We start from the raw sequence: 20,460 nt of genomic DNA on the forward strand, positions 1-20,460 counted from the left end.
GTGCTTGCCTACACTTGTTGCATCGAAACGGAAGGTCGGTCGCGGCACGCGGCCGCGGGAGACAGCAGCGCCATGGACGAGCTTTACACCGAAGACCAGCGGATGATCCGCGACGCCGCGCGCGCTTTTGCCACCGAGGTGCTGGCGCCGAACGCCGCGCAGTGGGACCACGACGCGCACCTGCCCGACGCCGTCGTCGCGCAGCTCGGCGAACTCGGCCTGCTCGGGATGATCGTGCCGCAGGAGCTGGGCGGCGCCTATACGGATTACGTCGCCTACGCGCTGGCGATGGAGGAAATCGCCGCCGGCGACGCTGCCTGCGCGACGATGATGAGCGTGCACAACTCGGTCGGCTGCGGGCCGATCCTCGGGTTCGGCACGCCGGCGCAGAAGGATCGCTGGCTGGCCGAGATGGCGGCGGGCCGCATCATCGGCGCGTTCTGCCTGACCGAGCCGCAGGCCGGCTCCGAGGCGCACAACCTGCGCACGCGGGCGGAACTGCGCGACGGCAAGTGGGTGCTGAACGGCGCGAAGCAGTTCGTGACCAACGGCCAGCGTGCCGGGGTCGCGATCGTTTTTGCCATGACCGACCCGGAAGCCGGCAAGCGCGGCATCTCCGCGTTCCTGGTGCCGACCGACACGCCGGGCTTCATCGTCGGCAAACCCGAGAAGAAGATGGGCATCCGCGCATCCGATACGTGTCCGATCACGCTCGATAACTGCGCGATTCCGGAAGAGAACCTGCTCGGCAATCGCGGCGAAGGGCTGAAGATCGCGCTGTCGAACCTGGAAGGCGGGCGCATCGGCATCGCCGCGCAGGCGCTCGGCATCGCGCGTGCCGCGTTCGACAAGGCGCGCCGCTATGCGGGCGAGCGCGTGCAGTTCGGCAAGCCGATCGCGGAGCACCAGGCGATCCAGCAGAAGCTCGCCGACATGGCCACGCAGATCAACGCGGCGCGCCTGCTCGTGCATCACGCGGCGAAGCTGCGCACGGCCGGGCTGCCGTGCCTGTCGGAAGCATCGCAGGCGAAGCTGTTCGCGTCCGAGATGGCCGAGCGCGTGTGTTCGGACGCGATCCAGATCCACGGCGGCTATGGCTACCTCGCCGATTACGAAGTCGAGCGTCACTATCGCGATGCGCGCATCACGCAGATTTACGAGGGCACCAGCGAAGTGCAGCGGATGGTGATCGCGCGACAGCTTTGAATCGCGACGCGCGCCGCCGGCAACCACGAAAACAAGCAGACAGGCCGGCAAACCGGCAGGGCACGAGGGTCGCGCGGCAAACGCGGCACGCAACGACGTGACCGTGCGCCGCGCGACACGGAGCCGGGCATGTGCTGCAGCACGTGCACCGGTCGACCGCAAGGCATGGGACCCGCGTAAGCGCCAAAGCGCTAACGCGGGTCGACCGCGCAAGGCATGGGACCCACGTAAGCGCCAAAACGCTAACGCGGGTCGACCGCGCAAGGCATGGGACCCACGTAAGCGCTAAAGCGCCAACGTGGGTCGACAGGAGACGACACGATGACGGTACAGGCATTCCTGGACGCACGCGACTTTCTGCTGCGCCATCGCACCGACTACGAAACCGCTTGCCGCGATTTCGAATGGCCGGTGCTCGATGCGTTCAACTGGGCGCTCGACTACTTCGACCCGATGGCGCGCGGCAACGACCAGCCCGCGCTGTGGATCGTCGACGCGGCAACCGGGACAGGCGACCCGTATTCGTTCGCGCAGATGTCCGAGCGCTCGTCGCGGATCGCGAACTGGCTGCGCGGCATCGGCGTCGTGCGCGGCGACCGGATCCTGCTGATGCTGCCGAACCGCGTCGAGCTGTGGGACGCGATGCTCGCCGCGATGAAGCTCGGCGCGATCGTGTTGCCCGCGACCACGCAGCTGTCGGCCGACGACGTGCGCGATCGCGTGCAGATCGGCGGCGCGAAATACGCGATCGTCGACGAGAACGAAACCGCGAAATTCGAACAGGCCGAGCTCGGCCTCAAGCAGAAAATCGTCGCCGGCGCGCCGCGCGCGGGCTGGCTCGCGATGAACGACGGCTACGCGGCGAGCGCCGCGTTCGAGCCGGACGCCGTCACGCACGCGAGCGATCCGATGCTGCTGTACTTCACGTCGGGCACGACGTCGAAGCCGAAGCTCGTCGAGCATACGCACCGCACCTATCCAGTCGGGCACCTGTCGACGATGTACTGGGTCGGCCTGCAGCCGGGCGACATCCACTGGAACATCAGCTCGCCGGGCTGGGCGAAGCATGCGTGGAGCTGCTTCTTCGCGCCGTGGAATGCGCAGGCGTGCGTGTTCGCGTTCAACTACGCGCGCTTCGAGCCGAAGGTCGTGCTCGATGCGCTCGTCAAATACCAGGTGACCACGCTGTGCGCGCCGCCGACGGTGTGGCGCATGCTCGTTCAGCAGCCGCTCGCGTCGTTCGACGTGAAGCTGCGCGAGATCGTCGGCGCGGGCGAGCCGCTGAATCCCGAGATCATCGAGCGCGTGAAGAAGGCGTGGGGCATCACGATTCGCGACGGCTACGGCCAGACCGAGACGACCTGCCTGATCGGCAACACGCCGGGCCAGCCGGTCGTCGCGGGCTCGATGGGGCGGCCGCTGCCGGGCTACCGGATCGCGCTGCTCGACCCGGACGGCGCGCCCGTCGGCGAAGGCGAGGTCGCATTGCCGATCGGCGCCGGCGTGACGCGCCCGGTCGGTCTGATGACCGGCTATGCGAACAATCCCGACGCGACGGCCCACGCGATGCGCGACGGCCATTACCGCACGTCGGACATCGCGATGCGCGGCGACGACGGCTACTACGTGTACATCGGCCGCGCGGACGACGTGTTCAAGTCGTCCGACTACCGGCTGAGCCCGTTCGAACTCGAGAGCGTGCTGATCGAGCATCCGGCGATCGCGGAAGCGGCCGTCGTGCCGAGCCCGGACCCGGTGCGGCTGTCGGTGCCCAAGACCTTCATCACGCTGCGCCAGGGCTACGAGGAAAGCCCCGCGCTCGCGCTGGAGATCTTCCGCTTCTCGCGCGAGAAGCTCGCGCCGTACAAGCGCATCCGCCGCCTGCAGTTCGCGGAGCTGCCGAAAACCATCTCGGGGAAGATCCGCCGCGTCGAGCTGCGCCGCCGCGAGATCGAGCGCGGCGACGACGCGAGCACGCGGATGCCCGGCGAATACTGGGAAGAGGATTTCGCCGCGGAACTGAAATGACCGGCCGCGGGCCGCGCGCGCCGCATGCCGCGGTGCGCCGCCCGCAACCTGACGGAACCGAACCGGCCGCGCGTTGCATGACGCCACGCGGCCCACTGCAAGGAGAGTGCACTGATGAACGCGAATCCGACGCCCCAGGCGGGGCAAGACGTGCCGACGGTCAAGCTGCTGATCGACGGCGCCTTCGTCGAGTCGACCACCAGCGAGTGGCGCGACATCGTCAACCCGGCGACGCAGCAGGTCCTCGCGCGCGTGCCGTTCGCGACCGTCGCGGAAGTCGACGCGGCCGTGCAGGCCGCGCAGGCCGCGTATGCGACGTGGAAGAACACGCCGATCGCCGCGCGCATGCGCATCATGCTGAAATTCCAGGATCTGGTGCGCGCGAACCAGCAGCGCATCGCGAAGACGCTGACGGCCGAGCAGGGCAAGACGCTGCCCGACGCCGAAGGCGACATCTTCCGCGGTCTCGAAGTGGTCGAGCACGCGTGCTCGGTCGGCACGCTGCAGCTCGGCGAGTTCGCGGAGAACGTCGCGGGCGGCGTCGACACCTACACGCTGCGCCAGCCGCTCGGCGTGTGCGCGGGCATCACGCCGTTCAACTTCCCCGCGATGATCCCGCTGTGGATGTTCCCGATGGCGATCGTGTGCGGCAACACGTTCGTGCTGAAGCCGTCCGAGCAGGACCCGATGTCGACGATGCAGCTCGTCGAACTGGCCGTCGAGGCCGGTGTGCCGAAGGGCGTGCTGAACGTCGTGCACGGCGGCAAGGAAGTCGTCGACGCGATCTGCACGCATCCGCTCGTGAAGGCGATCTCGTTCGTCGGCTCGACGGCCGTCGGCACGCACGTGTACAACCTCGGCAGCCAGCACGGCAAGCGCGTGCAGTCGATGATGGGCGCGAAGAACCACGCGGTCGTGCTGCCCGACGCGAACCGCGAGCAGTCGATCAACGCGCTGGTCGGCGCCGGTTTCGGCGCGGCGGGCCAGCGCTGCATGGCGACCTCCGTCGCGGTGCTCGTCGGTAGCGCGCGCGACTGGCTGCCGGACATCGTCGCGAAGGCGAAGGCGCTGAAGGTCAATGCGGGCTCGGAAGCGGGCACCGACGTCGGGCCGGTCGTGTCGCGCGGTGCGAAGGCGCGCATCCTGTCGCTGATCGACGCCGGCACCAAGGAAGGCGCGAAGCTCGAGCTCGACGGCCGCGACGTGACGGTCGCCGGCTTCGAGGAAGGCAACTTCATCGGGCCGACGATCTTCTCGGGCGTGAAGCCCGACATGACGGTCTATACGCATGAAATCTTCGGGCCGGTGCTGGTCGTGATGGAAGTCGACACGCTCGACGAAGCGATCGCGCTCGTCAACGCGAACCCGATGGGCAACGGCGTGGGCATCTTCACGCAGAGCGGCGCGGCCGCGCGCAAGTTCCAGAGCGAGATCGACGTCGGCCAGGTCGGCATCAACATCCCGATCCCGGTGCCGGTGCCGTTCTTCAGCTTCACCGGCTCGCGCGGCTCGAAGCTCGGCGATCTCGGCCCGTACGGCAAGCAGGTCGTGCAGTTCTATACGCAGACCAAGACGGTCACCGCGCGCTGGTTCGACGACGATGCGACGGCCGGCCCGGTGAACACGACGATCCGGCTGCATTGAGCCGCGGAGGACACAATCATGAAGATCGGTTTTATCGGACTGGGCCACATGGGTGCGCCGATGGCGCTGAACCTCCTGAAGGCCGGCCATGAAGTGCATGCGTTCGACCTGAGCGCCGATGCATTGCGCGCGCTGCAGGACGCCGGCGCGCAGGTGGCCGGCTCGCCGCGCGACGCGGCGTCGGGTGCGACCTTCGTGATCACGATGCTGCCGGCCGCGCCGCACGTGCGCTCGGTGCTCGCCGGCGAGAACGGCGTGCTGGCCGGCCTCGGCGCCGGCGCGACCGTGATCGATTCGAGCACGATCGACCCGGCGAGCGCGCAGGCGTTCGGCGCGCTCGTGCGCGAGCACGGCGGCGCGTTCGTCGATGCGCCCGTGTCGGGCGGCACCGGCGGCGCGGCGGCCGGCACGCTGACCTTCATGGTCGGCGGCAGCGACGCGGATTTCGAGCGCGTGAAGCCCGTGCTCGCCGGCATGGGCAAGAACATCGTCCACTGCGGGCCGACGGGGATGGGGCAGGTCGCGAAGGTCTGCAACAACCTCGTGCTCGGCATCTCGATGGCGGCCGTATCGGAGGCGATGTCGCTCGGCGTCGCGCTCGGCATCGACCCGAAGGTGCTGGCCGGCATCGTCAACACGTCGACGGGCCGCTGCTGGAGCTCGGACACCTACAACCCGTATCCGGGCGTGATCGACACCGCGCCGTCGTCGCGCGGCTACAGCGGCGGCTTCGGCACCGACCTGATGCTGAAGGATCTCGGCCTCGCGAACGACGCCGCGAAGCAGGCGCGCCAGCCGGTCTATCTCGGCGCGCTCGCGCAGCAGCTGTACCAGGCGATGAGCAGCCGCGGCGACGGGCAACTCGATTTCTCGGCGGTGATCCGCCTGTACCAACCGGCCACGAAGAAGGACGCCTCATGATCGAACTGGACTACGTCGACGACGGCGCGATCGCGTGCGCGACGCTCAAGCGTCCGCCCGCGAACGCCTTTACCGCCGACGGGCTGCGGCAACTGCAGGCGACCGTCGCCGAACTGAATGCGAACCCGCGCGTGCGCGCGCTGGTGATCACCGGCGACGGCCCGAAGTTCTTCAGCGCGGGCGCCGACCTGAACACGTTCGCCGACGGCGACCGCGCGGTCGCGCGCGCGATGGCCGCGCGCTTCGGCGCGGCGTTCGAGGCGCTGCATGACGCGCGCGTCGTGACGATCGCGGCGATCAACGGCTATGCGATGGGCGGCGGCCTCGAATGCGCGCTCGCGTGCGACCTGCGGATCGCCGAGACGCACGCGCAGATGGCGCTGCCCGAACCGTCGGTCGGCCTGCTGCCGTGCGGGCTCGGCACGCAGACGCTGCCCTGGCTCGTCGGCGAAGGCTGGGCGAAGAAGATCATCCTGGCCGGCACGCGCGTCGACGCGGCGACGGCGCTCAGGATCGGCCTCGTCGAGGACGTGGTCGAAAGCGGCGCGGCCCGCGATGCGGCGCTGGCGCTCGCACGCAACGTCGCGCGGCAGAGCCCGCACGCGGTCGCCTACAGCAAGGAACTGATCGGCCTCGCGCGGCGCGGCGTGCCGCGCGGCGCCGCGCTCGCGGTCGAGCGCGAGCGCTTCGTCGACCTGTTCGACACCAACGATCCGCGCGAAGGCGTGGCCGCGTTCCTCGGCAAGCGCGCGCCGCAATGGCATACCGATGGAGAGCCGCAACGATGAGCACGCCGGTGACGACTCATGACAGCTTCGCGCAACCGGCGCCGGAGGTGCTGTTCCGTGTGGTGAACCGCGTGGCGCTCATTACGCTGAACCGGCCGGCCGCGCTCAATGCGTTGTCCTATCCGATGATCGGCGAGCTGGCCGCGTGCCTCGAGCGCTGCCGCACCGACGACCAGATCGTCGCGGTCGTGCTGCGCGGCGCGGGCGAGAAGGGCTTCTGCGCGGGCGGCGACGTGCGCGCGCTGTACAGGATGGTGGCGCAGCGCGAGACCTGGCTGCCGTTCTTCGTCGACGAATACCGCCTCGACTACGCGATCCACACGTTTCCGAAACCGATCGTCGCGCTGATGGACGGCGTGACGATGGGCGGCGGGATGGGGCTCGCGCAAGGCGCGGCGCTGCGCGTCGCGACCGAGCGCAGCAAGATCGCGATGCCCGAGACGCGCATCGGCCTCGTGCCCGACGTCGGCGCGACGCATTTCCTGTCGCGCATGCCGGTCGAGCTCGAGCTGTACGTGGGGCTGACGGGGGCGATGCTGTCGGGCGCCGATGCGCTGAGCGCGAAGCTCGCGGACCTGTGCGTGCCGTCGTCGTGGCTCGATACGTTCGAGACGCGCATCGAGAGCGTCAAGTGGGACGGCGACGTGCTGTCGGCGCTGCGCAAGGTGTTCGAGCCGCCGTGCAACGTCGTGCCGCACGCGGCGCTCGACAGCCAGATGGCGTGGATCGTCCGCCACTTCGACAAGCGCTCGACCGTCGAGCGGATCGTCGCGACGCTGAAGCAGGAACTCGCGCGTGACGAGCTGTCGCGCGAGCACCGTCAATGGCTGCAGGCGACCCTCGATGCACTCGCCGGCCATTCGCCGACGATGCTGTGCGTGACGCGCGAAGCGCTGCTGCGCGGCCGTCAGATGACGCTGGCCGAGTCGTTCCGGATGGAGCTCGGCATCGTGGCGCGAGCGATCGAGGAAGGCGACTTCCGCGAAGGCGTGCGTGCGCATCTCGTCGACAAGGATCGCAAGCCGCGCTGGGCCCCGGCATCGCTCGTCGAGCTGCGCGCCGAGCGCGTGCGGCATTTCCTGACGTCGCCGTGGAAGCTGTTCGCGCATCCGCTCGCCGATCTCGGCGCGGCGTGACGACGCGAAACCGACGCGCCCGTGCGGCGCGTCGGTTTCACCGCATTTCCCTTCCTTTCGTGGGCGCTCAGCGCTCGATCATCGGCGGCACCGCTTGCACGAGCGCGTCGATCACGCAGCGCGTCTTGCGCGGCAGGTAGCGCGTTTTCGGCCAGATCGCGTGAATGTCGCCTTCGCACACGAAGCAGCGGTCGAGCACGACGGCCATCTCGCCGCGCTTCACGTAATGATCGAGCAGCCAGCTCGGCAGCCACGCGATCCCGAACCCCGAGGCGCCGGCCGCCGCGATCGCCTGCACGTCGTCGAAACTGAGCTGGTGCTGCATGTCGACACGCACCGTCGAGCCGTCCGGCGCGCGCAGGTCCCACGGCTGCGCGACGCCCGAGCGTGAGTACGCGATGGTCCGGTGGTGCTTCAGGTCGTCGAGCGATTGCGGCATGCCGTAGCGCGCGAGATACGACGGCGCCGCGCCGAGGCTCCCGTATTGCGTGCCGAGCCGCCGCACCGCGAGGCTCGTGCTGTCCGCCAGCGGGCCGATGCGCACCGCGAGATCGATCCCTTCCTCGACCAGGTCGACGAAACGGTCGGTGATCGACACGTCGATCCGCAGGTGCGGATAGGTGCGCGCGAGATCGAGCACGATCGGCGTCACGCAGTGATGCCCGAACGCGAGCGGCACGCTCAGCCGCAGCTTGCCGCGCGCTTCGTTGCGGCCGCAATCGAGATCGGCTTCGGCCGCTTCCAGCTCCGCCAGCGCGCGCACGCAGCGGTCGTAGTACGCCTGGCCGTCGTCGGTCAGGCTCTGGCTGCGGGTCGTGCGTTGCAGCAGCCGCGCGCCGAGCCGCTTCTCGAGCCGCGCGATCGCCTTGCCGACCGCCGAGCGCGTCATGTCGAGCCGTTCCGCGGCGAGCGCGAAGCTGCCGGATTCCACGACCTGGACGAAGGTCGTCACGCCGTCGAGTCTGTCGGTCATGGCGGGATGGGTTGATTGATTGCTTCCCGTAGTTCCCCAGTCTGGCGAAATGGCCGCGCCAATGGGGAGGGAAATTCTCACTATAGTACCGATTCCCGTCCAGCGTGCGTCGCCGGCCGCACGCGGCGCATCCTTCTCACCTGGAGGCGCGCGGCCTGTCGCGGGCCGTCGCGCAATACGCATGACCCTATCCGACTCCCGCAGGAATGCGGTCGCGCTCGCGGCCGTCTGTCTCACGTCGCTGATGTTCGGCCTCGAGATCTCGAGCGTGCCGGTGATCCTGCCGACGCTCGAACGCGTGCTGCACGGCGACTTCAACGGCATGCAGTGGATCATGAACGCGTACACGATCGCGTGCACGACGGTGCTGATGGCGGCCGGCACGCTCGCCGACCGGTTCGGCCGCAAGCGCGTGTACGTGATCGGCACCGTGCTGTTCGGCGCGACCTCGCTGCTGTGCGGGCTCGCGCCGAACGTGCCGGTGCTGGTCGCGGGCCGGCTGCTGCAGGGCGCGAGCGGCGGCGCGATGCTGATCTGCCAGATCGCGGTGCTGTCGCACCAGTTCCGCGAAGGGCGCGAGCGCGGCCGCGCGTTCGGGATCTGGGGCATCGTGTTCGGGATCGGTCTCGGCTTCGGGCCGATCGTCGGCGGCGCGATCGTCGCGACGGCGAGCTGGCCGTGGGTGTTCCTCGTGCATGCGCCGCTCGCGGCCGTCGCGCTCGTGCTGATCGGCGGCGCGGTGCGGGAGTCGCGCGATCCGCATGCGGGCACGCTCGACGTCGCGGGCATCGTCACGCTGTCGCTCGCGGTGTTCGGTCTTGCGTTCACCATCACGCAGAGCGCGGCGTTGGGGCTCACGAGCGCGGCGAGCCTCGGCGTGCTCGGCGCGACCGTGCTCGCGCTGGCCGGCTTCGTCGTCGCGGAGCGCGTGAGCGCGCGGCCGATGTTCGACTTCTCCGTGTTCCGGATTCGCGCGTTCACCGGCGCGATCTTCGGCTCGATGGGGATGAACTTCAGCTTCTGGCCGTTCATGATCTACCTGCCGATCTGGTTCCAGGTCGCGCTCGGTTACGACAGCGTGACGGCCGGCCTCGCGCTGCTCGCGTACACGCTGCCGACGCTGGTGGTGCCGCCATTCGGCGAGCGGCTCGCGCTGCGCTACGGGCCGGGCGTCGTGATTCCGGGCGGCCTGTTCACGATCGCGGCCGGCTTCGCACTGATGCGGATCGGCAGCGGCGTCGAGCACGCGAGCTGGCTCACGATGCTGCCCGGCTGCGTGATCGCCGGCATCGGGCTCGGGCTCACCAATACGCCGGTCACGAACACGACGACGGGCGCGGTGCCGAGCGCGCGGGCCGGGATGGCGTCGGGCATCGACATGAGCGCGCGGATGATCTCGCTCGCGCTGAACATCGCGGCGATGGGCTTCGTGCTGGTCGCGGGGATCGTCGCGAGCCTGAAGGCCGGCGTCGCGGGAGCGGTCGATGCGGAGGCGCTGCGCACGCTGGCGCAGGAGATCGCGTCGGGCCGCACCGACGGGCTGCAGGCGCTCGCGCCGGCACTCGCCAATGCCGACCCGGCCGGCACGGCGCTGCACGCGGCGCTGGTGCACGGGTTCGGCTGGGTGATGGTGTACGGCGCGGTGGGTGTGGCCATGCTCGCGACAGCAAGCGCGGTGGCGTTCGCGCCGGCGCGGCGCCGGGCGACGGTGTGCGAATGACGCGTGCGCCGCGCACGGCGTGATGCGTCGTTACCGCTGCGCGGCTACGGTCGCCATCATCGGCCGGTTGCGTTTCTCGTCGAGCGCGGGCATCGCGTCGATCCCCGTTCGTTCAGGTTCAGGTGCGTGAACATCTTGTGCGATCGCCGCACGCGGTGTCGGGGGCGGCCGGTTACGCGCTTACGTGCGCTTACGTGCGCTTACGTGCACTTACACGCCGTCGCCGCGTGCGTCGATCCTGCGTTGCGTGTCCGCGTCGACGATCGCGCGGATCGCGCCGAACAGCGGCGCCGCGTCGGTGTAGCGCCGGCCGTAGCCGAGATTGAACGCGTAGTCGAAGTCGGGCGGATTGCTGCCCTGGTTGTGCTGCAGGATCGTCTCGAGCTTGTCGAGTGCCTTCGCGGCGCGCGCTTCCGGTGATGCTGCCGCCTCGTATTCGTCCCACAGTGCGACGATCTCGTCGCGCATCGCACGATCGAGGCCGGCCGTCAGCGTCAGCAGGTCGTCGCGTTCATGCGTGCTCTTGTCCGGATGCGCGGCCTGCTCGATCGCGGGGATGTCGCCGTGCAGCGCTTCGCCGAGATCGTGGATGACGCACAGTTTCAGCAGCTTCGTCGTGTCGACGTCGGGCAATGCGTCGGCGAACACGAGCGCCATCAGGCACAGCCGCCAGCTGTGTTCGGCCGTGCTTTCGGCGCGCCCGGCCGACGTATGGCCGCTGCGCAGCACGTCTTTCAGGCGTTCGGCTTCGCGCAGGAAATCGAGCCGCGCGTGGATCGTATCGAGGTTCATGGCGAGGGGAGTGCTTGAATCGAGCCGTCAAGCGTACGCCGTGCGGCCGCGCTGCGTCCACGCATGAAATATGCGGGCCGCGTGCGTGCCCGGCGACTGGCGCGCGTGCTACAGGGTTTCGACGAGCCGCGCGGCGGAACCGTCCGACAGCGTCATTCGCGTCCACCGGCAGGTGCTGCCGCGGATCGGCACGACGCGCGACGCATTGGCGCCGGTCGCGAATTCGACGCTCGGCGGCCCCGCGCGATCGTGCCAGCCGAGCGGATCGAGCGCGGCTTCCATGCGAACGATCTCCGGCGACGCGTAGCGCCACAGCGACGTGCCGAGCAGCGTCGGCAGCGGTCGCAAAAACTCGGCCGCGCGCGACGGCGAGCACGCGAGCAGACGGTGCGTGAGATCGCACACGAGATGCATGCGGGCCGTGCTGCTCGCGATCAGCCGCGCGAGCGCGCGGTCGCCGGCCGAATCGAGTCGCGCGGCAAGCAGTCGCTCGGCCGTCGCGCGCTCGTCGGGCGACATCTGCTGGATGCCGGCTTCCCAACGCGAGATCGTCGATTGCGCGACGCCGAACAGCTCGGCCGCATGGCTCTGCTTCACGCGGTGCAGCGCGCGCCAGCGCTTCAGCTGCGGGCCGAGCGGCGGGGTGTGAAGCGGGGTGTGAAGCGGCGAGGTCGTCATGGCGATGCTCCGGTTTGCGTTCGGGTTGCGAGCGGTTTGCGAGCGCGGGCCGGGTGCGCGACCGTCGCCGTCCGCGGCGGCCGTTACATGATCCGCAGGCCGCCGTTCGCCTGGATTGCAACGAACGCGATCGGCACGAGCACGATGCCGCCCAGCACGAGCACGCCGTCGGCGGCGACCGTGACCGGCGTCGCGAGGATCCGCAAGCCCATGCCGACCGCGGACGGCGATTCCGTGATGTACACGGTGTACCGCTCGTTGAAGGCTTGTGCCGTCTTGTCGTTGACCTTGCCCTTGGCAGTGAAGCCGTCGGTCGAGTAGCGCTTGCCGACGATGTCGCCTTCGAGCACGAGACCGGCCTGCGCGGCGGTGAAGCCGTCCGCGGTCGCGGCCTGTTGATCGTCCGCCGATGCTTCCTTCGGCAGCACGATCCGGTAGTGGCCGGTCACGCTGCTGCCGCTCGCGTGAAAGCCGGCGAACGCGGTGTGCAGCGCCTTCCGGTAGCGGGACAGCAGCACGGGCCGGAGCGAGGCCGGCAGATCGAAGATGTAGTGGTAATCCGCGCCGAGGACGACGAGCCTATTGCCGTCTTCGGTGATCATGAACCCGGACACCTGTTCGTGGTAGTCGCTGTCCTTGTACAGCTTCGGCGTGAAACAGCCGGACAGAGGAAGGCAGGCCGCAGCCAAACTGGCGGCCAGCAGGCGCCGGCGCGTGATCGAGATGGGCATTTATTGTTGTTCCGTTGTGACGGTTTGAGATGGCTTTCGCCCTCGGAGCGGCGATTCTCGCGTATCCGGCGCACGTTGTCGAACGGGATCTCTGCCGCGGCAGCGGGCGGCCTGCCTGCGAGATTCTGCGGTCGGGCCGGGCGCCAGGGGCTCAGAGCGCCGTGCCGGCAATGTTTTCGCCAGGCTTTCAACCGGCACCTTCATATCTTATTATTCGGCCAGAGCGGCGCGCGCCGGCCGCCATGGGTCATGTCGACACATGACGCGCCGGTCAGCATTGCCGCCTTCCGACTTCCGCATCGCACGATGCGCGGTCGGCACGACAGGAGACGCGTGGCCATCGCGTCTCCCGAAAAAACAATACGAGGGCGCGATGGTACGACTGGTCTTGCTGTTGCTGGGCATCGAATATCTGCGAACGCGCTGGCGCGGGCTGACCGTGCTGGGCTGGCTGTGGGTCGTCGCGGGCGTCGCCATCTTCGTCGACGCGCTCGACGGTGCGCTGCATTTTCCGATCGAGCTGTTCGCGTGGCTGTTCCTGATCGAGGGGCTCGCGACGCTCGCGGTGGCCGGCAGCGGCGTCGGCGGGCAGCGCATCCTGCGCTACGTGAAGGGCATCGTGGTCGTGGTGGCCGCCGCGCTCGTGTTCGCGGGCCATCATCACGGCCACTTCCTGCTGTCGATGATCTTCGGCACGCTGTTCCTCGTCGACGGGCTGCTGCAGTGCACGTCCGCGTGGATGGTGCGTTACCGGCGCTGGCACGTCGCGTTCGCGTGGGGTGTCGTCGAGATCCTGCTCGCGATCTTCTTCTATCAGCCGTATCCGACCCACTATGCGGGCACCGTGCCGTACTGTCTCGGCCTGCTGCTGATGTTCGGCGGGATGCACATGCTGAGCCTCGCCGCGCGCGTGCGGCGGCTGACGCGCAACCCCGCGTTCGTCACGTCGCCGGCGCCGGCGATCGTGCCCGACATCGACGCAGCATCCGACATCCCGCGCTTCACGCAATCCGAATGGGACGGCCCGCCGGCCGACCACGAGCGTGCGCTGACCGTGCACGTGTGGACGCCGACCGGCACGTCGAAGGCCGAAGCCCAGCGCTATCCGGTGATCGACCGCTACATCGCCGCGGTGGACGTCAACGGCGTGATCTCGACCGGCCATGCGGCGCTGGAGTCGCCCGAGGGCATCTACATCAGCCTCTATCCGGCCGTCGAGATCGATCGTTCTCCGGACGAATTCACGCGGATTCTGCGTGCGACGCGCGAGAACGACGTGCCGGGCCTGTTCCAGCCCGACTATGCGACCGAGTCGAAGGCGTGGTGTCCGTCGACCATGCGCGTGCGGATCCGCAACTACGATCCGGCGAAGCTGGACGCGTTCTGGTCGTCGTACCGGCAGACCGTTACGTACAACCTCACGCACCGCAACTGCTCGAGCACCGTGTCGAACGCGCTCGAAGCCGCGCTCGACGGCGCGGTATGGCGGCTCAAGGGCACGCGGGCCGGGTGGGGCGCATTCGTCCGGCTGCTGCTCACGCCCGAGCTGTGGGTCGCCGCGCAGATCCGCAAGCGTGCGGTGACGATGGCCTGGACGCCCGGGCTCACGCTCGACTATGCGCGAGCGCTCAGCATGCTCGCCGATCCGCGGCCGTTCGCATGGTGGAAGGTCGCGCGCTCGGCCGTGCAGGCGATCATGGCGTCGCGCCGCGCGTGGCGCGAGCAGGACAGCGCGGCGCTGGCGCCGGGTGGATCGGACGCCGCGTCGGTGAAGTAATCGTGTGGCGCCGGACGAGGGCCCGGCGCGACAGCGGCCGCCGCCGGGCGGTCCGGCGCCGCGGCCCGCCATCCGAAGCTGCTTCACGAACCATGATCAACCCCACGCGCGCATGCCGCATCCTGATTCCCGTCGGGATGCTCCGTTCGAGGGTGGGGCAGGCCGGTGTCGCGTGCGGCGGAAGGCAAGCGTCGGTACCGGTACCAGTCGTCACCGGCTCGGCATTCGACTACGAATTCCTTCGTCCACCTTCATACTGATGCAACGTTGTGCCGGCAACAATCGCGGGCAGACATTCGACAATCTTGCGGCGCATCCCGCGACCACAAGCCTTTTCCGAGGAAACGCCATGCTCAAGACGCTCGCCCGCGCCGCGGCCGCACTCGCCGTCGCATCCGCCTCGCTGCACGCCGTCGCGCAGACCAGCTACGACTACCTGTTGCTCGCGGCTTCGTGGGAGCCCGGCTTCTGCGCGTCGCACGACACGCCGGAGTGTACGAACCTCGCCGGCACGTACGCGGCGACGAGCCTGTCGCTGCACGGCCTGTGGCCGAACAAGTACGACGGCAACCAGCCGTTCTACTGCGGCGTGCCGCAGAGCGACGTCGATCTCGACAACGCGCACCAGTGGTGCAGCATGGATGCGTATCCGGTCAGCACCGCGACCCGCAACACGCTGTCGACCTACATGCCGGGCGTGGCGTCGTGCCTCGACAAGCACGAATGGTTCAAGCACGGCACCTGCTCGAATTCGGCATCGCCGGATGCGTACTGGAACCAGGCGGCCGGCATGGTCAGCCGGCTCGGCAACACGTCGTTCAACGCGTTCCTGCAGGCGAACGCGGGCAAGACGGTGACGCGTAACCAGCTGCTGTCCGCGTTCGAAGGCGCGTTCGGCAGCAATACGCGCAGTGCGGTGTCGCTGAAGTGCACGAAGACCAACGGCGTCAGCTATTTCACGGAAGCGTGGATCGCGGTCAAGACGAATGCGACCGCGCAATTCCCGAGCGCGGCGTCGCTCGTGACGGACGGGAATACGCAGGGGACGTGCCCGACGTCGGGCGTGTATATCGCGAAGTAACGCGCGCAGTCACGTTGGCAGTCACGCGGAATGCGCCGGCCGGAAGCGTTCGAGCCGGCGCTGCGGGGCGTTGCGCGTCTACGCGAGCAGGCGCAGCGCGTCCGCGAGCGACAGCACCGTCGTGCGCGTCTCGAACGCCGTCGCGAACAGATGCTCGTGCACGACCGGATCCGGGTCGTAGCAGCAGTCCTTCACCGTATACAGCCGGAAATCCGCGTCGCTGGCGTGCGCAACCGACGACAGCACGACGCCGGTCGACGCAATCCCGACCAGGATCAGCGTATCGATCCCCCGCGCGATGAGCCGCGCCTGCAGGTCGGTGCGGAAGAACACGCTCGCGCGATGCGCGATCGTCAACGGCTCGCCGTCGAGCCGCCCGAGCTCGGGGCAAAGGCCATCGTCGACGAACAGGCCGAGCTGCTTGATCCCTTGCCCGTTCTTGTTGCGCGGGCTGACTTCCGGATAGCCGGGGCTGAAGCGGAGATTCGCGAAACAGACGTGGACGCCGCCGGCCCGCGCCGCATCGCACAGCTTGCGCGTGTTGGCGAGCAGGGTGGGCGCGACCGACGGAAAGAGGCCGAGGATGTCGGTCTGGTAGTGCATCACGACCAGCGCGGTTTGCGCCGGCACGAGCGGCGGAATCGGCGCGTGCGTGCCGCTGTCCGTGCCTGCGTGGTGAGTCGTTGCGAGATCTGACGCGTGTTCCGGTTGCATGACTGATGCTCTCCCATGAGTCACTTCGGTGTATTAAGAAAATCGACTGCTTCGTATACGTCGTCAATCTGCCGGCACAACGGCAACATGAACCGGGATGTGCTCCCTGCAGCGCAGGCCAGGCTGACGCCGCGCCGACTTCGACGATCGGCGCCGGCCCGGACGGTCGCTTGGCCGGCGCGCCGGAAAGCGGCCGATCACCGGCCGTGCTTCGCGGCGCGTTACTTCACCTTGAACGCATAGTCGCCGTGCGTGCGGTGGCCGTCCGCCGCGACTGCCACCCAGTGCACCAAGTATGCGCCGGCAGGCAGCGGCGGTAATGCCACGTGGATCGACTGCCTGTCGTTCGGATCGACTTCCGCGCGTGCGGTGTTCATCTGCGTGCCCGTCGCATTGCTGACGCTCAGCGAGCTGAACGCGGGTTCGAGCGGCCCGTCGAAGGTAATCGTCACGCTCGCGGGCGCGGCCACTTCCGCGCCCGCCGACGGCGATTGCCGCTGCGGGAACACATGGGCGAATGCCGTCGACGCGATCAGCACGCCCGTTGCGATGGCCGCCGCGCGCGCACCGGGATGAAGCCGGTTGAATGGGCGCATCATCATTCCCCTTTGCCGAAAAGCGGCTTGCCGACGGAGTGGGGCAGCACGTCATCGAGATAGAGGTGCGCCTGCAACAGGATGCCCACGCCCGTTCCGCTGGCGTGATTGATCGGGACTTGCGCTTCGACGCCGAACTGCCCCCAACGGTTGAGCCAGAGTATGCCCGGATTGATGGTGCCGGTGGTATGCCCCGAACAGGGGCCGCCGGTGCAGGTGCTCATCGGGAATTCGACCACCGGGATCAGGTTGCTGAACGGCGCCTTGAGCCCGACATCCTGCACGACATGCTGTAGATAGGGCAGGCTGTATTGCACCGTGACACCCCAGCTCAGGGCATCGGGATCGGCGCTGTTCATCGTGACGCGCGGGCCGACCGTCCCGGTCACCGCCAACGGTTTCAGGTACTTCAGGCTGTCCGGCAGGTCGCCGAATCCCTTGCCGAAATAGAGCGTCGGTGTGATCGCCGAGTGCGGGTTGGCGATCGCGCTCGCCCCCGTGCCGCCGAGCTCCGCGGTGGCGCCGACCGACGCCATGAACTCGTGCGCTTCGTTCACGTAGAAGCGGTACTTGACGCCGATCTGGACGTTGTCGAAGCCGTTCGCCGAGCCCTCGTTCGGGGCATTGACGTTCACATAGGTCGCCAATACGGAGAGCGCGAAACTCGGTGTGATCAGCTTGTCCCATTCGAGCGACGTCGTATTGGTGTTCTGGTTTTCGCCGTCATCCGAGTCGGACTTCAGGTGGCCGAATTCCAGGTTGAGCTCATCCCCGACGCCCGGATCGTCGACCGCCATGGTCGCCGGAAAGACGCGGCTGCCGGCGATGGCGTGTGCGAGTGCAAGTGACGGGAAGAGTAGCGGGACGGCGATGGCGGCGGAAACGACGAACGCCGTCAGCGGCGGCAGCGTGCCGCGTGCAGGTTTGGTGAGCATGGTTCACCCCTATTGGAAGTCGCGTTGCAGTACTCGCGGCCCGTCGAAGGGCGCGCGAGAATGCGGCGATGCCATGACACCGGCATCGCCGCCTGGCTGACTCGATCAGGATGAAAGCGGAGGCGCGCGCGGCTGTGCCGCGGTGAACGGGAAAGCGTGGTGGGGCGTCTGGAACAGCGGTGCCGGCGCGGGATGGGCGGCCCAATCCGTCGGCACGAATCCGGACGTCCCGCCCAGCAACGCCGGCAAATCGGCAAGCAGTCCGCAATACGCGCATGCCTGCCAGTGGCCCGCCTTCACGGGCAACGATGCGTGATCGGGGCCCGCCATATCCGAAGCGTTCTGCGTGGTACAGAACGCGCCGGATACCGCGTCGAATTCGCGCTCGGACGAAAGGCTTTGCGACACCGTTGGCGCGAGCGTCGCCATCAGGATTGCAAGCAATCCGAGGATGCTGCCTATCTTCCGGCGAAATAGCGCTGACATGACCTTGGCGGGATCGCACATCGGCCGGTGCGTTGGCGGGATTATGGCATCGGCGCGGGCCGGTCCGGATGGGCAAGCTCCCTACTTGTGCGTAGGTGCCGGGAGGTGTTTCGCCACTGTCCGGGCAATCGCCCGGTGTCCGCTTTTGCGGCACGCAACCGGCTACTGCGGGCCGCGTGCCGGCGAACGGCCGCGCCTCGGCCCGTATCAATCTCGGCGCTCCGGAAAAGCTGCGTGCTTATGACGCGTGGTTATTTGGACTGTTTATCCGTTCTGCTATACCCAACTCATGAACTGTGCCCGCGACCCACGCGTCGCGCGGCGAGTCCGTGCCCGTTACCTACAACCGGCGCGACATCACGGCAACACATCGGGGGGAGCGTAGTTTCGGGCCGGAGGCCGGCAGGAGTCTGACATGGCAAATTACCTGTTCGTGGAATCGCGCGATCCATTTGGCGGCGGGGATCCCCAGCGCGTCGATGAATTGCTCAGGGGCGTACGCGAGAGGGGCAACACGGTCACACTGTTCCTGGTTCAGAACGGTGTGCTTTCCATCCGCCCGGGGGCGAAATTCAGTGAGCGATACGCGGATCTGACGCGCAGCGGCATCACCGTCCTTGCCGACGAATTCTCCCTGCGCGAACGGGCGATCGAAGGGCTGGCGGAGGGCGTCCAGAAGGCGGACATCGGTCAACTCGTGGATCTTCTTTTGGTGGCTGGGACGAAGGCCATTTGGCATTGACGCAAGGAGAACATGATGGCTACCGGTAAGAAACTGACCCTGGCGTTGATGGATCCCCCGTATGAGAAGGCCGCGAGCACCACCGCGCTGCGCATCGTGGATGCGGCACTGCGTCGGGGGCACGACGTCACGGTGTTCGCCTACGAAGGTGCGGTCAATCTGACCATGAAGGCGCAAGCTCCGCATGCCAACCCCGTCAAGGGCACATCCGTGGAGGAAGAGGATCACCCCGTGACCCGGGACTGGATCGCAGCCCTGTTTCAACTCGCTGGCGAGCAGGGTGTCAAGCTCGACTGGATCAACTGCGGCCTATGTGTGGACGAACGTGGCGCAGGCGACTGGATCGAGGGTCCCCGTCGAGGCAGTCCGAAGGATTTTCTCGAGTCCGCGACCCAGAGCGACGCCGTGCTGGTCATCCCGACGAAATAGGAGCTCGCCATGAAAGTCCTGAGCATTGTTGAAACAGCGTACCGGGCTACCCTGGAAGAACAGGATGACACCATTCTGTGGCTGAACCATGTGCTGAAGAACGCCGGCGCGGACATCAGCCTGTTGCTGTGCGGGAGCGCCGTGAACTACGCGGTCCGCGGGCAGGATGCCGGCGGCCTCGCTTTCGGCGCGCGCCGGCAGGCCCATCCGCCGGCGCTGGATAAGGATCTGGAGAAGATGATCGGCGCCGGCATTGCCGTGTATGTGGTCACCGAGGACATGCGCGACTGCGGGCTGTCGCAGGAAAATGTCATCGGCGACCTGACGCCGCTCGCGCGTGCCGAAATGCCGGCCCTGTTCGACCGATTCGATCAGGTCTGGCACTGGTGACGATGTAACGCGTTCGGTTGACAGGGGCGAATCGTTGGGTGCGGCTCGCGACCGTTGCGGGGGCGACGAGCGGAGGCTTTGCTTGCTTCCGGGGGTATTGCTCCCGCATGGTCGGGTTTCTGGCTGAAGCGTTCGCGCGATCGGGCAGGAGGCTCTGAAGCGTCATACGCGACGGTCGGCGCGCGGCGAGGTGCAGTGGCGTCGCCGATCGTCGCGTGAAGGTGGGCGGGCAGACGGTCGCGAACTTTGGCTGAACGGCTCACACGGGTTGATCGCTGCCCAAGGATGAACATCCCATTCAGTGTGCCGCTGCGTGCCGGATTGACCGGTCAAAAAATAGCTTTCTTTAAATTTTGAGATTATTTTATCAAAAAATAAATCCTAAATATTTTTGACAGTTGTTGAAAATCATCAATCTTCAAGGATTGAAAAATCAAGTTCTTTCGATGGACGGCAACGCGCTTTCCCGTGTACGGTTCAGCCGCGACTAGTTCGCGCGCACGTATTGCCGTATGTCGGTGGCTTCGAGCCAATAAGCCGACAGCTTCCGAGAGACCCGGACGTATGATTTTGCAAAACGATAATCTGATTGAGCGTTACCTCGCATTGGCCAACGACGTTGCTGTGCTGGAAACCATCGCGCAGCTTGCTCTGGAAAATGCCCGCAAGCGCTCGATACGGAGCGCGAGTCGA

20 protein-coding genes are annotated in these 20,460 nt (G+C 67.6%); 12 read left to right on the plus strand and 8 right to left on the minus strand.

What is annotated here, in order from left to right:
- Positions 1–72: 72 nt before the first annotated feature.
- The 6 genes from U5771_RS26685 to U5771_RS26710 all read left to right on the plus strand — a co-directional run bounded on the left by U5771_RS26685 (position 73) and on the right by U5771_RS26710 (position 7,723).
- A complete protein-coding gene (locus U5771_RS26685) occupies positions 73–1,206 on the plus strand; it encodes an acyl-CoA dehydrogenase family protein (protein WP_322026739.1) in 1,134 nt (377 codons plus the stop codon).
- A 321-nt stretch (positions 1,207–1,527) separates the two neighbouring features.
- Positions 1,528–3,234, plus strand: coding sequence for an AMP-binding protein (locus U5771_RS26690; protein ID WP_322026740.1), 1,707 nt, complete (start codon positions 1,528–1,530; stop codon positions 3,232–3,234).
- A gap of 114 nt (positions 3,235–3,348) precedes the next feature.
- Positions 3,349–4,878 (plus strand): CoA-acylating methylmalonate-semialdehyde dehydrogenase, encoded by a 1,530-nt coding sequence (locus U5771_RS26695; RefSeq protein WP_322026741.1) that lies wholly within the window; start codon positions 3,349–3,351, stop codon positions 4,876–4,878.
- Between the two features lie 18 nt (positions 4,879–4,896).
- On the plus strand, positions 4,897–5,799 hold the full coding sequence (gene mmsB, locus U5771_RS26700) for a 3-hydroxyisobutyrate dehydrogenase (protein ID WP_322026742.1): 903 nt from the start codon (positions 4,897–4,899) through the stop codon (positions 5,797–5,799).
- Positions 5,796–6,587 carry an enoyl-CoA hydratase gene (locus U5771_RS26705; protein ID WP_322026743.1) on the plus strand — a complete coding sequence of 264 codons (792 nt, stop codon included), beginning with the start codon at positions 5,796–5,798 and terminating at the stop codon, positions 6,585–6,587. Before mmsB ends, U5771_RS26705 begins: the two co-directional genes overlap by 4 nt.
- Positions 6,584–7,723 (plus strand): enoyl-CoA hydratase/isomerase family protein, encoded by a 1,140-nt coding sequence (locus tag U5771_RS26710; protein WP_322026744.1) that lies wholly within the window; start codon positions 6,584–6,586, stop codon positions 7,721–7,723. Before U5771_RS26705 ends, U5771_RS26710 begins: the two co-directional genes overlap by 4 nt.
- Before the next feature lie 67 nt (positions 7,724–7,790).
- Here the strand turns inward: U5771_RS26710 and U5771_RS26715 are convergent, their stop codons facing one another.
- Positions 7,791–8,696 (minus strand): LysR family transcriptional regulator, encoded by a 906-nt coding sequence (locus U5771_RS26715; protein WP_322026745.1) that lies wholly within the window; start codon positions 8,694–8,696, stop codon positions 7,791–7,793.
- 181 nt (positions 8,697–8,877) lie between these two features.
- On the opposite strand from U5771_RS26715, the gene U5771_RS26720 reads away from it, so the two are divergent.
- Positions 8,878–10,416, plus strand: coding sequence for an MFS transporter (locus U5771_RS26720; RefSeq protein ID WP_322026746.1), 1,539 nt, complete (start codon positions 8,878–8,880; stop codon positions 10,414–10,416).
- 210 nt (positions 10,417–10,626) lie between these two features.
- Here U5771_RS26720 and U5771_RS26725 read toward each other — a convergent pair whose 3' ends face one another.
- From U5771_RS26725 to U5771_RS26735, 3 genes are all read right to left on the minus strand, one after another.
- Entirely contained in the window at positions 10,627–11,208 is a 582-nt protein-coding gene (locus U5771_RS26725) for an HD domain-containing protein (protein ID WP_322026747.1), read from the minus strand.
- Positions 11,209–11,316: 108 nt separating this feature from the next.
- Complete coding sequence (locus tag U5771_RS26730) at positions 11,317–11,886, minus strand: helix-turn-helix transcriptional regulator (RefSeq protein WP_322026748.1); 570 nt, start codon at positions 11,884–11,886, stop codon at positions 11,317–11,319.
- 83 nt (positions 11,887–11,969) lie between these two features.
- Positions 11,970–12,617: a hypothetical protein gene (locus tag U5771_RS26735; protein ID WP_322026749.1), complete on the minus strand. Its 648-nt coding sequence runs from the start codon at positions 12,615–12,617 to the stop codon at positions 11,970–11,972.
- 373 nt (positions 12,618–12,990) lie between these two features.
- On the opposite strand from U5771_RS26735, the gene U5771_RS26740 reads away from it, so the two are divergent.
- Both U5771_RS26740 and U5771_RS26745 read left to right on the plus strand, forming a co-directional pair.
- The gene (locus U5771_RS26740) at positions 12,991–14,394 is read left to right on the plus strand and encodes a DUF308 domain-containing protein (protein WP_322026750.1); all 1,404 of its coding nucleotides are present in this window, start codon (positions 12,991–12,993) and stop codon (positions 14,392–14,394) included.
- 349 nt (positions 14,395–14,743) lie between these two features.
- Positions 14,744–15,475: a ribonuclease T2 gene (locus U5771_RS26745; RefSeq protein WP_322026751.1), complete on the plus strand. Its 732-nt coding sequence runs from the start codon at positions 14,744–14,746 to the stop codon at positions 15,473–15,475.
- A gap of 78 nt (positions 15,476–15,553) precedes the next feature.
- Here the strand turns inward: U5771_RS26745 and U5771_RS26750 are convergent, their stop codons facing one another.
- The 4 genes from U5771_RS26750 to U5771_RS26765 form a co-directional block, all read right to left on the minus strand.
- Positions 15,554–16,189, minus strand: coding sequence for an isochorismatase family cysteine hydrolase (locus U5771_RS26750; protein ID WP_322026752.1), 636 nt, complete (start codon positions 16,187–16,189; stop codon positions 15,554–15,556).
- 221 nt (positions 16,190–16,410) lie between these two features.
- Entirely contained in the window at positions 16,411–16,788 is a 378-nt protein-coding gene (locus U5771_RS26755) for a copper resistance protein CopC (RefSeq protein ID WP_322026763.1), read from the minus strand.
- The gene (locus U5771_RS26760; protein ID WP_322026753.1) at positions 16,788–17,720 is read right to left on the minus strand and encodes a hypothetical protein; all 933 of its coding nucleotides are present in this window, start codon (positions 17,718–17,720) and stop codon (positions 16,788–16,790) included. The genes U5771_RS26755 and U5771_RS26760 overlap by 1 nt, the downstream gene beginning before the upstream one ends.
- Positions 17,721–17,825: 105 nt before the next feature.
- On the minus strand, positions 17,826–18,227 hold the full coding sequence (locus U5771_RS26765; protein ID WP_322026754.1) for a DUF2946 domain-containing protein: 402 nt from the start codon (positions 18,225–18,227) through the stop codon (positions 17,826–17,828).
- A gap of 394 nt (positions 18,228–18,621) precedes the next feature.
- Between U5771_RS26765 and U5771_RS26770 the strand changes: the two genes are divergently transcribed.
- From U5771_RS26770 to U5771_RS26780, 3 genes are read left to right on the plus strand one after another with little or no spacing between them, the layout of a single operon-like run.
- On the plus strand, positions 18,622–18,948 hold the full coding sequence (locus U5771_RS26770) for a sulfur reduction protein DsrE (RefSeq protein ID WP_322026755.1): 327 nt from the start codon (positions 18,622–18,624) through the stop codon (positions 18,946–18,948).
- Between the two features lie 15 nt (positions 18,949–18,963).
- Positions 18,964–19,377, plus strand: a complete 414-nt coding sequence (locus U5771_RS26775; RefSeq protein WP_322026756.1) for a DsrE/DsrF/TusD sulfur relay family protein — start codon at positions 18,964–18,966, stop codon at positions 19,375–19,377.
- Between the two features lie 9 nt (positions 19,378–19,386).
- Positions 19,387–19,767, plus strand: a complete 381-nt coding sequence (locus U5771_RS26780) for a DsrE family protein (RefSeq protein ID WP_322026757.1) — start codon at positions 19,387–19,389, stop codon at positions 19,765–19,767.
- Positions 19,768–20,460: the final 693 nt, after the last annotated feature.

Origin of the sequence: Burkholderia sp. BCC1977 (assembly GCF_905339595.1) — a bacterium.
Taxonomy (GTDB): Bacteria; Pseudomonadota; Gammaproteobacteria; order Burkholderiales; family Burkholderiaceae; genus Burkholderia.

Coding starts and splice junctions, on each gene's coding strand:
- U5771_RS26695 (WP_322026741.1), top strand. CDS start 3,349: ATGAACGCGAATCCGACGCCCCAGGCGGGGCAAGACGTGCCGACGGTC.
- U5771_RS26710 (WP_322026744.1), top strand. CDS start 6,584: ATGAGCACGCCGGTGACGACTCATGACAGCTTCGCGCAACCGGCGCCG.
- U5771_RS26740 (WP_322026750.1), top strand. CDS start 12,991: ATGGTACGACTGGTCTTGCTGTTGCTGGGCATCGAATATCTGCGAACG.
- U5771_RS26725 (WP_322026747.1), bottom strand. CDS start 11,208: ATGAACCTCGATACGATCCACGCGCGGCTCGATTTCCTGCGCGAAGCC.
- U5771_RS26720 (WP_322026746.1), top strand. CDS start 8,878: ATGACCCTATCCGACTCCCGCAGGAATGCGGTCGCGCTCGCGGCCGTC.
- U5771_RS26685 (WP_322026739.1), top strand. CDS start 73: ATGGACGAGCTTTACACCGAAGACCAGCGGATGATCCGCGACGCCGCG.
- U5771_RS26775 (WP_322026756.1), top strand. CDS start 18,964: ATGGCTACCGGTAAGAAACTGACCCTGGCGTTGATGGATCCCCCGTAT.
- U5771_RS26770 (WP_322026755.1), top strand. CDS start 18,622: ATGGCAAATTACCTGTTCGTGGAATCGCGCGATCCATTTGGCGGCGGG.
- U5771_RS26780 (WP_322026757.1), top strand. CDS start 19,387: ATGAAAGTCCTGAGCATTGTTGAAACAGCGTACCGGGCTACCCTGGAA.
- U5771_RS26755 (WP_322026763.1), bottom strand. CDS start 16,788: ATGATGCGCCCATTCAACCGGCTTCATCCCGGTGCGCGCGCGGCGGCC.
- U5771_RS26760 (WP_322026753.1), bottom strand. CDS start 17,720: ATGCTCACCAAACCTGCACGCGGCACGCTGCCGCCGCTGACGGCGTTC.
- U5771_RS26745 (WP_322026751.1), top strand. CDS start 14,744: ATGCTCAAGACGCTCGCCCGCGCCGCGGCCGCACTCGCCGTCGCATCC.
- U5771_RS26705 (WP_322026743.1), top strand. CDS start 5,796: ATGATCGAACTGGACTACGTCGACGACGGCGCGATCGCGTGCGCGACG.
- mmsB (WP_322026742.1), top strand. CDS start 4,897: ATGAAGATCGGTTTTATCGGACTGGGCCACATGGGTGCGCCGATGGCG.
- U5771_RS26765 (WP_322026754.1), bottom strand. CDS start 18,227: ATGTGCGATCCCGCCAAGGTCATGTCAGCGCTATTTCGCCGGAAGATA.
- U5771_RS26715 (WP_322026745.1), bottom strand. CDS start 8,696: ATGACCGACAGACTCGACGGCGTGACGACCTTCGTCCAGGTCGTGGAA.
- U5771_RS26735 (WP_322026749.1), bottom strand. CDS start 12,617: ATGCCCATCTCGATCACGCGCCGGCGCCTGCTGGCCGCCAGTTTGGCT.
- U5771_RS26750 (WP_322026752.1), bottom strand. CDS start 16,189: ATGCAACCGGAACACGCGTCAGATCTCGCAACGACTCACCACGCAGGC.
- U5771_RS26730 (WP_322026748.1), bottom strand. CDS start 11,886: ATGACGACCTCGCCGCTTCACACCCCGCTTCACACCCCGCCGCTCGGC.
- U5771_RS26690 (WP_322026740.1), top strand. CDS start 1,528: ATGACGGTACAGGCATTCCTGGACGCACGCGACTTTCTGCTGCGCCAT.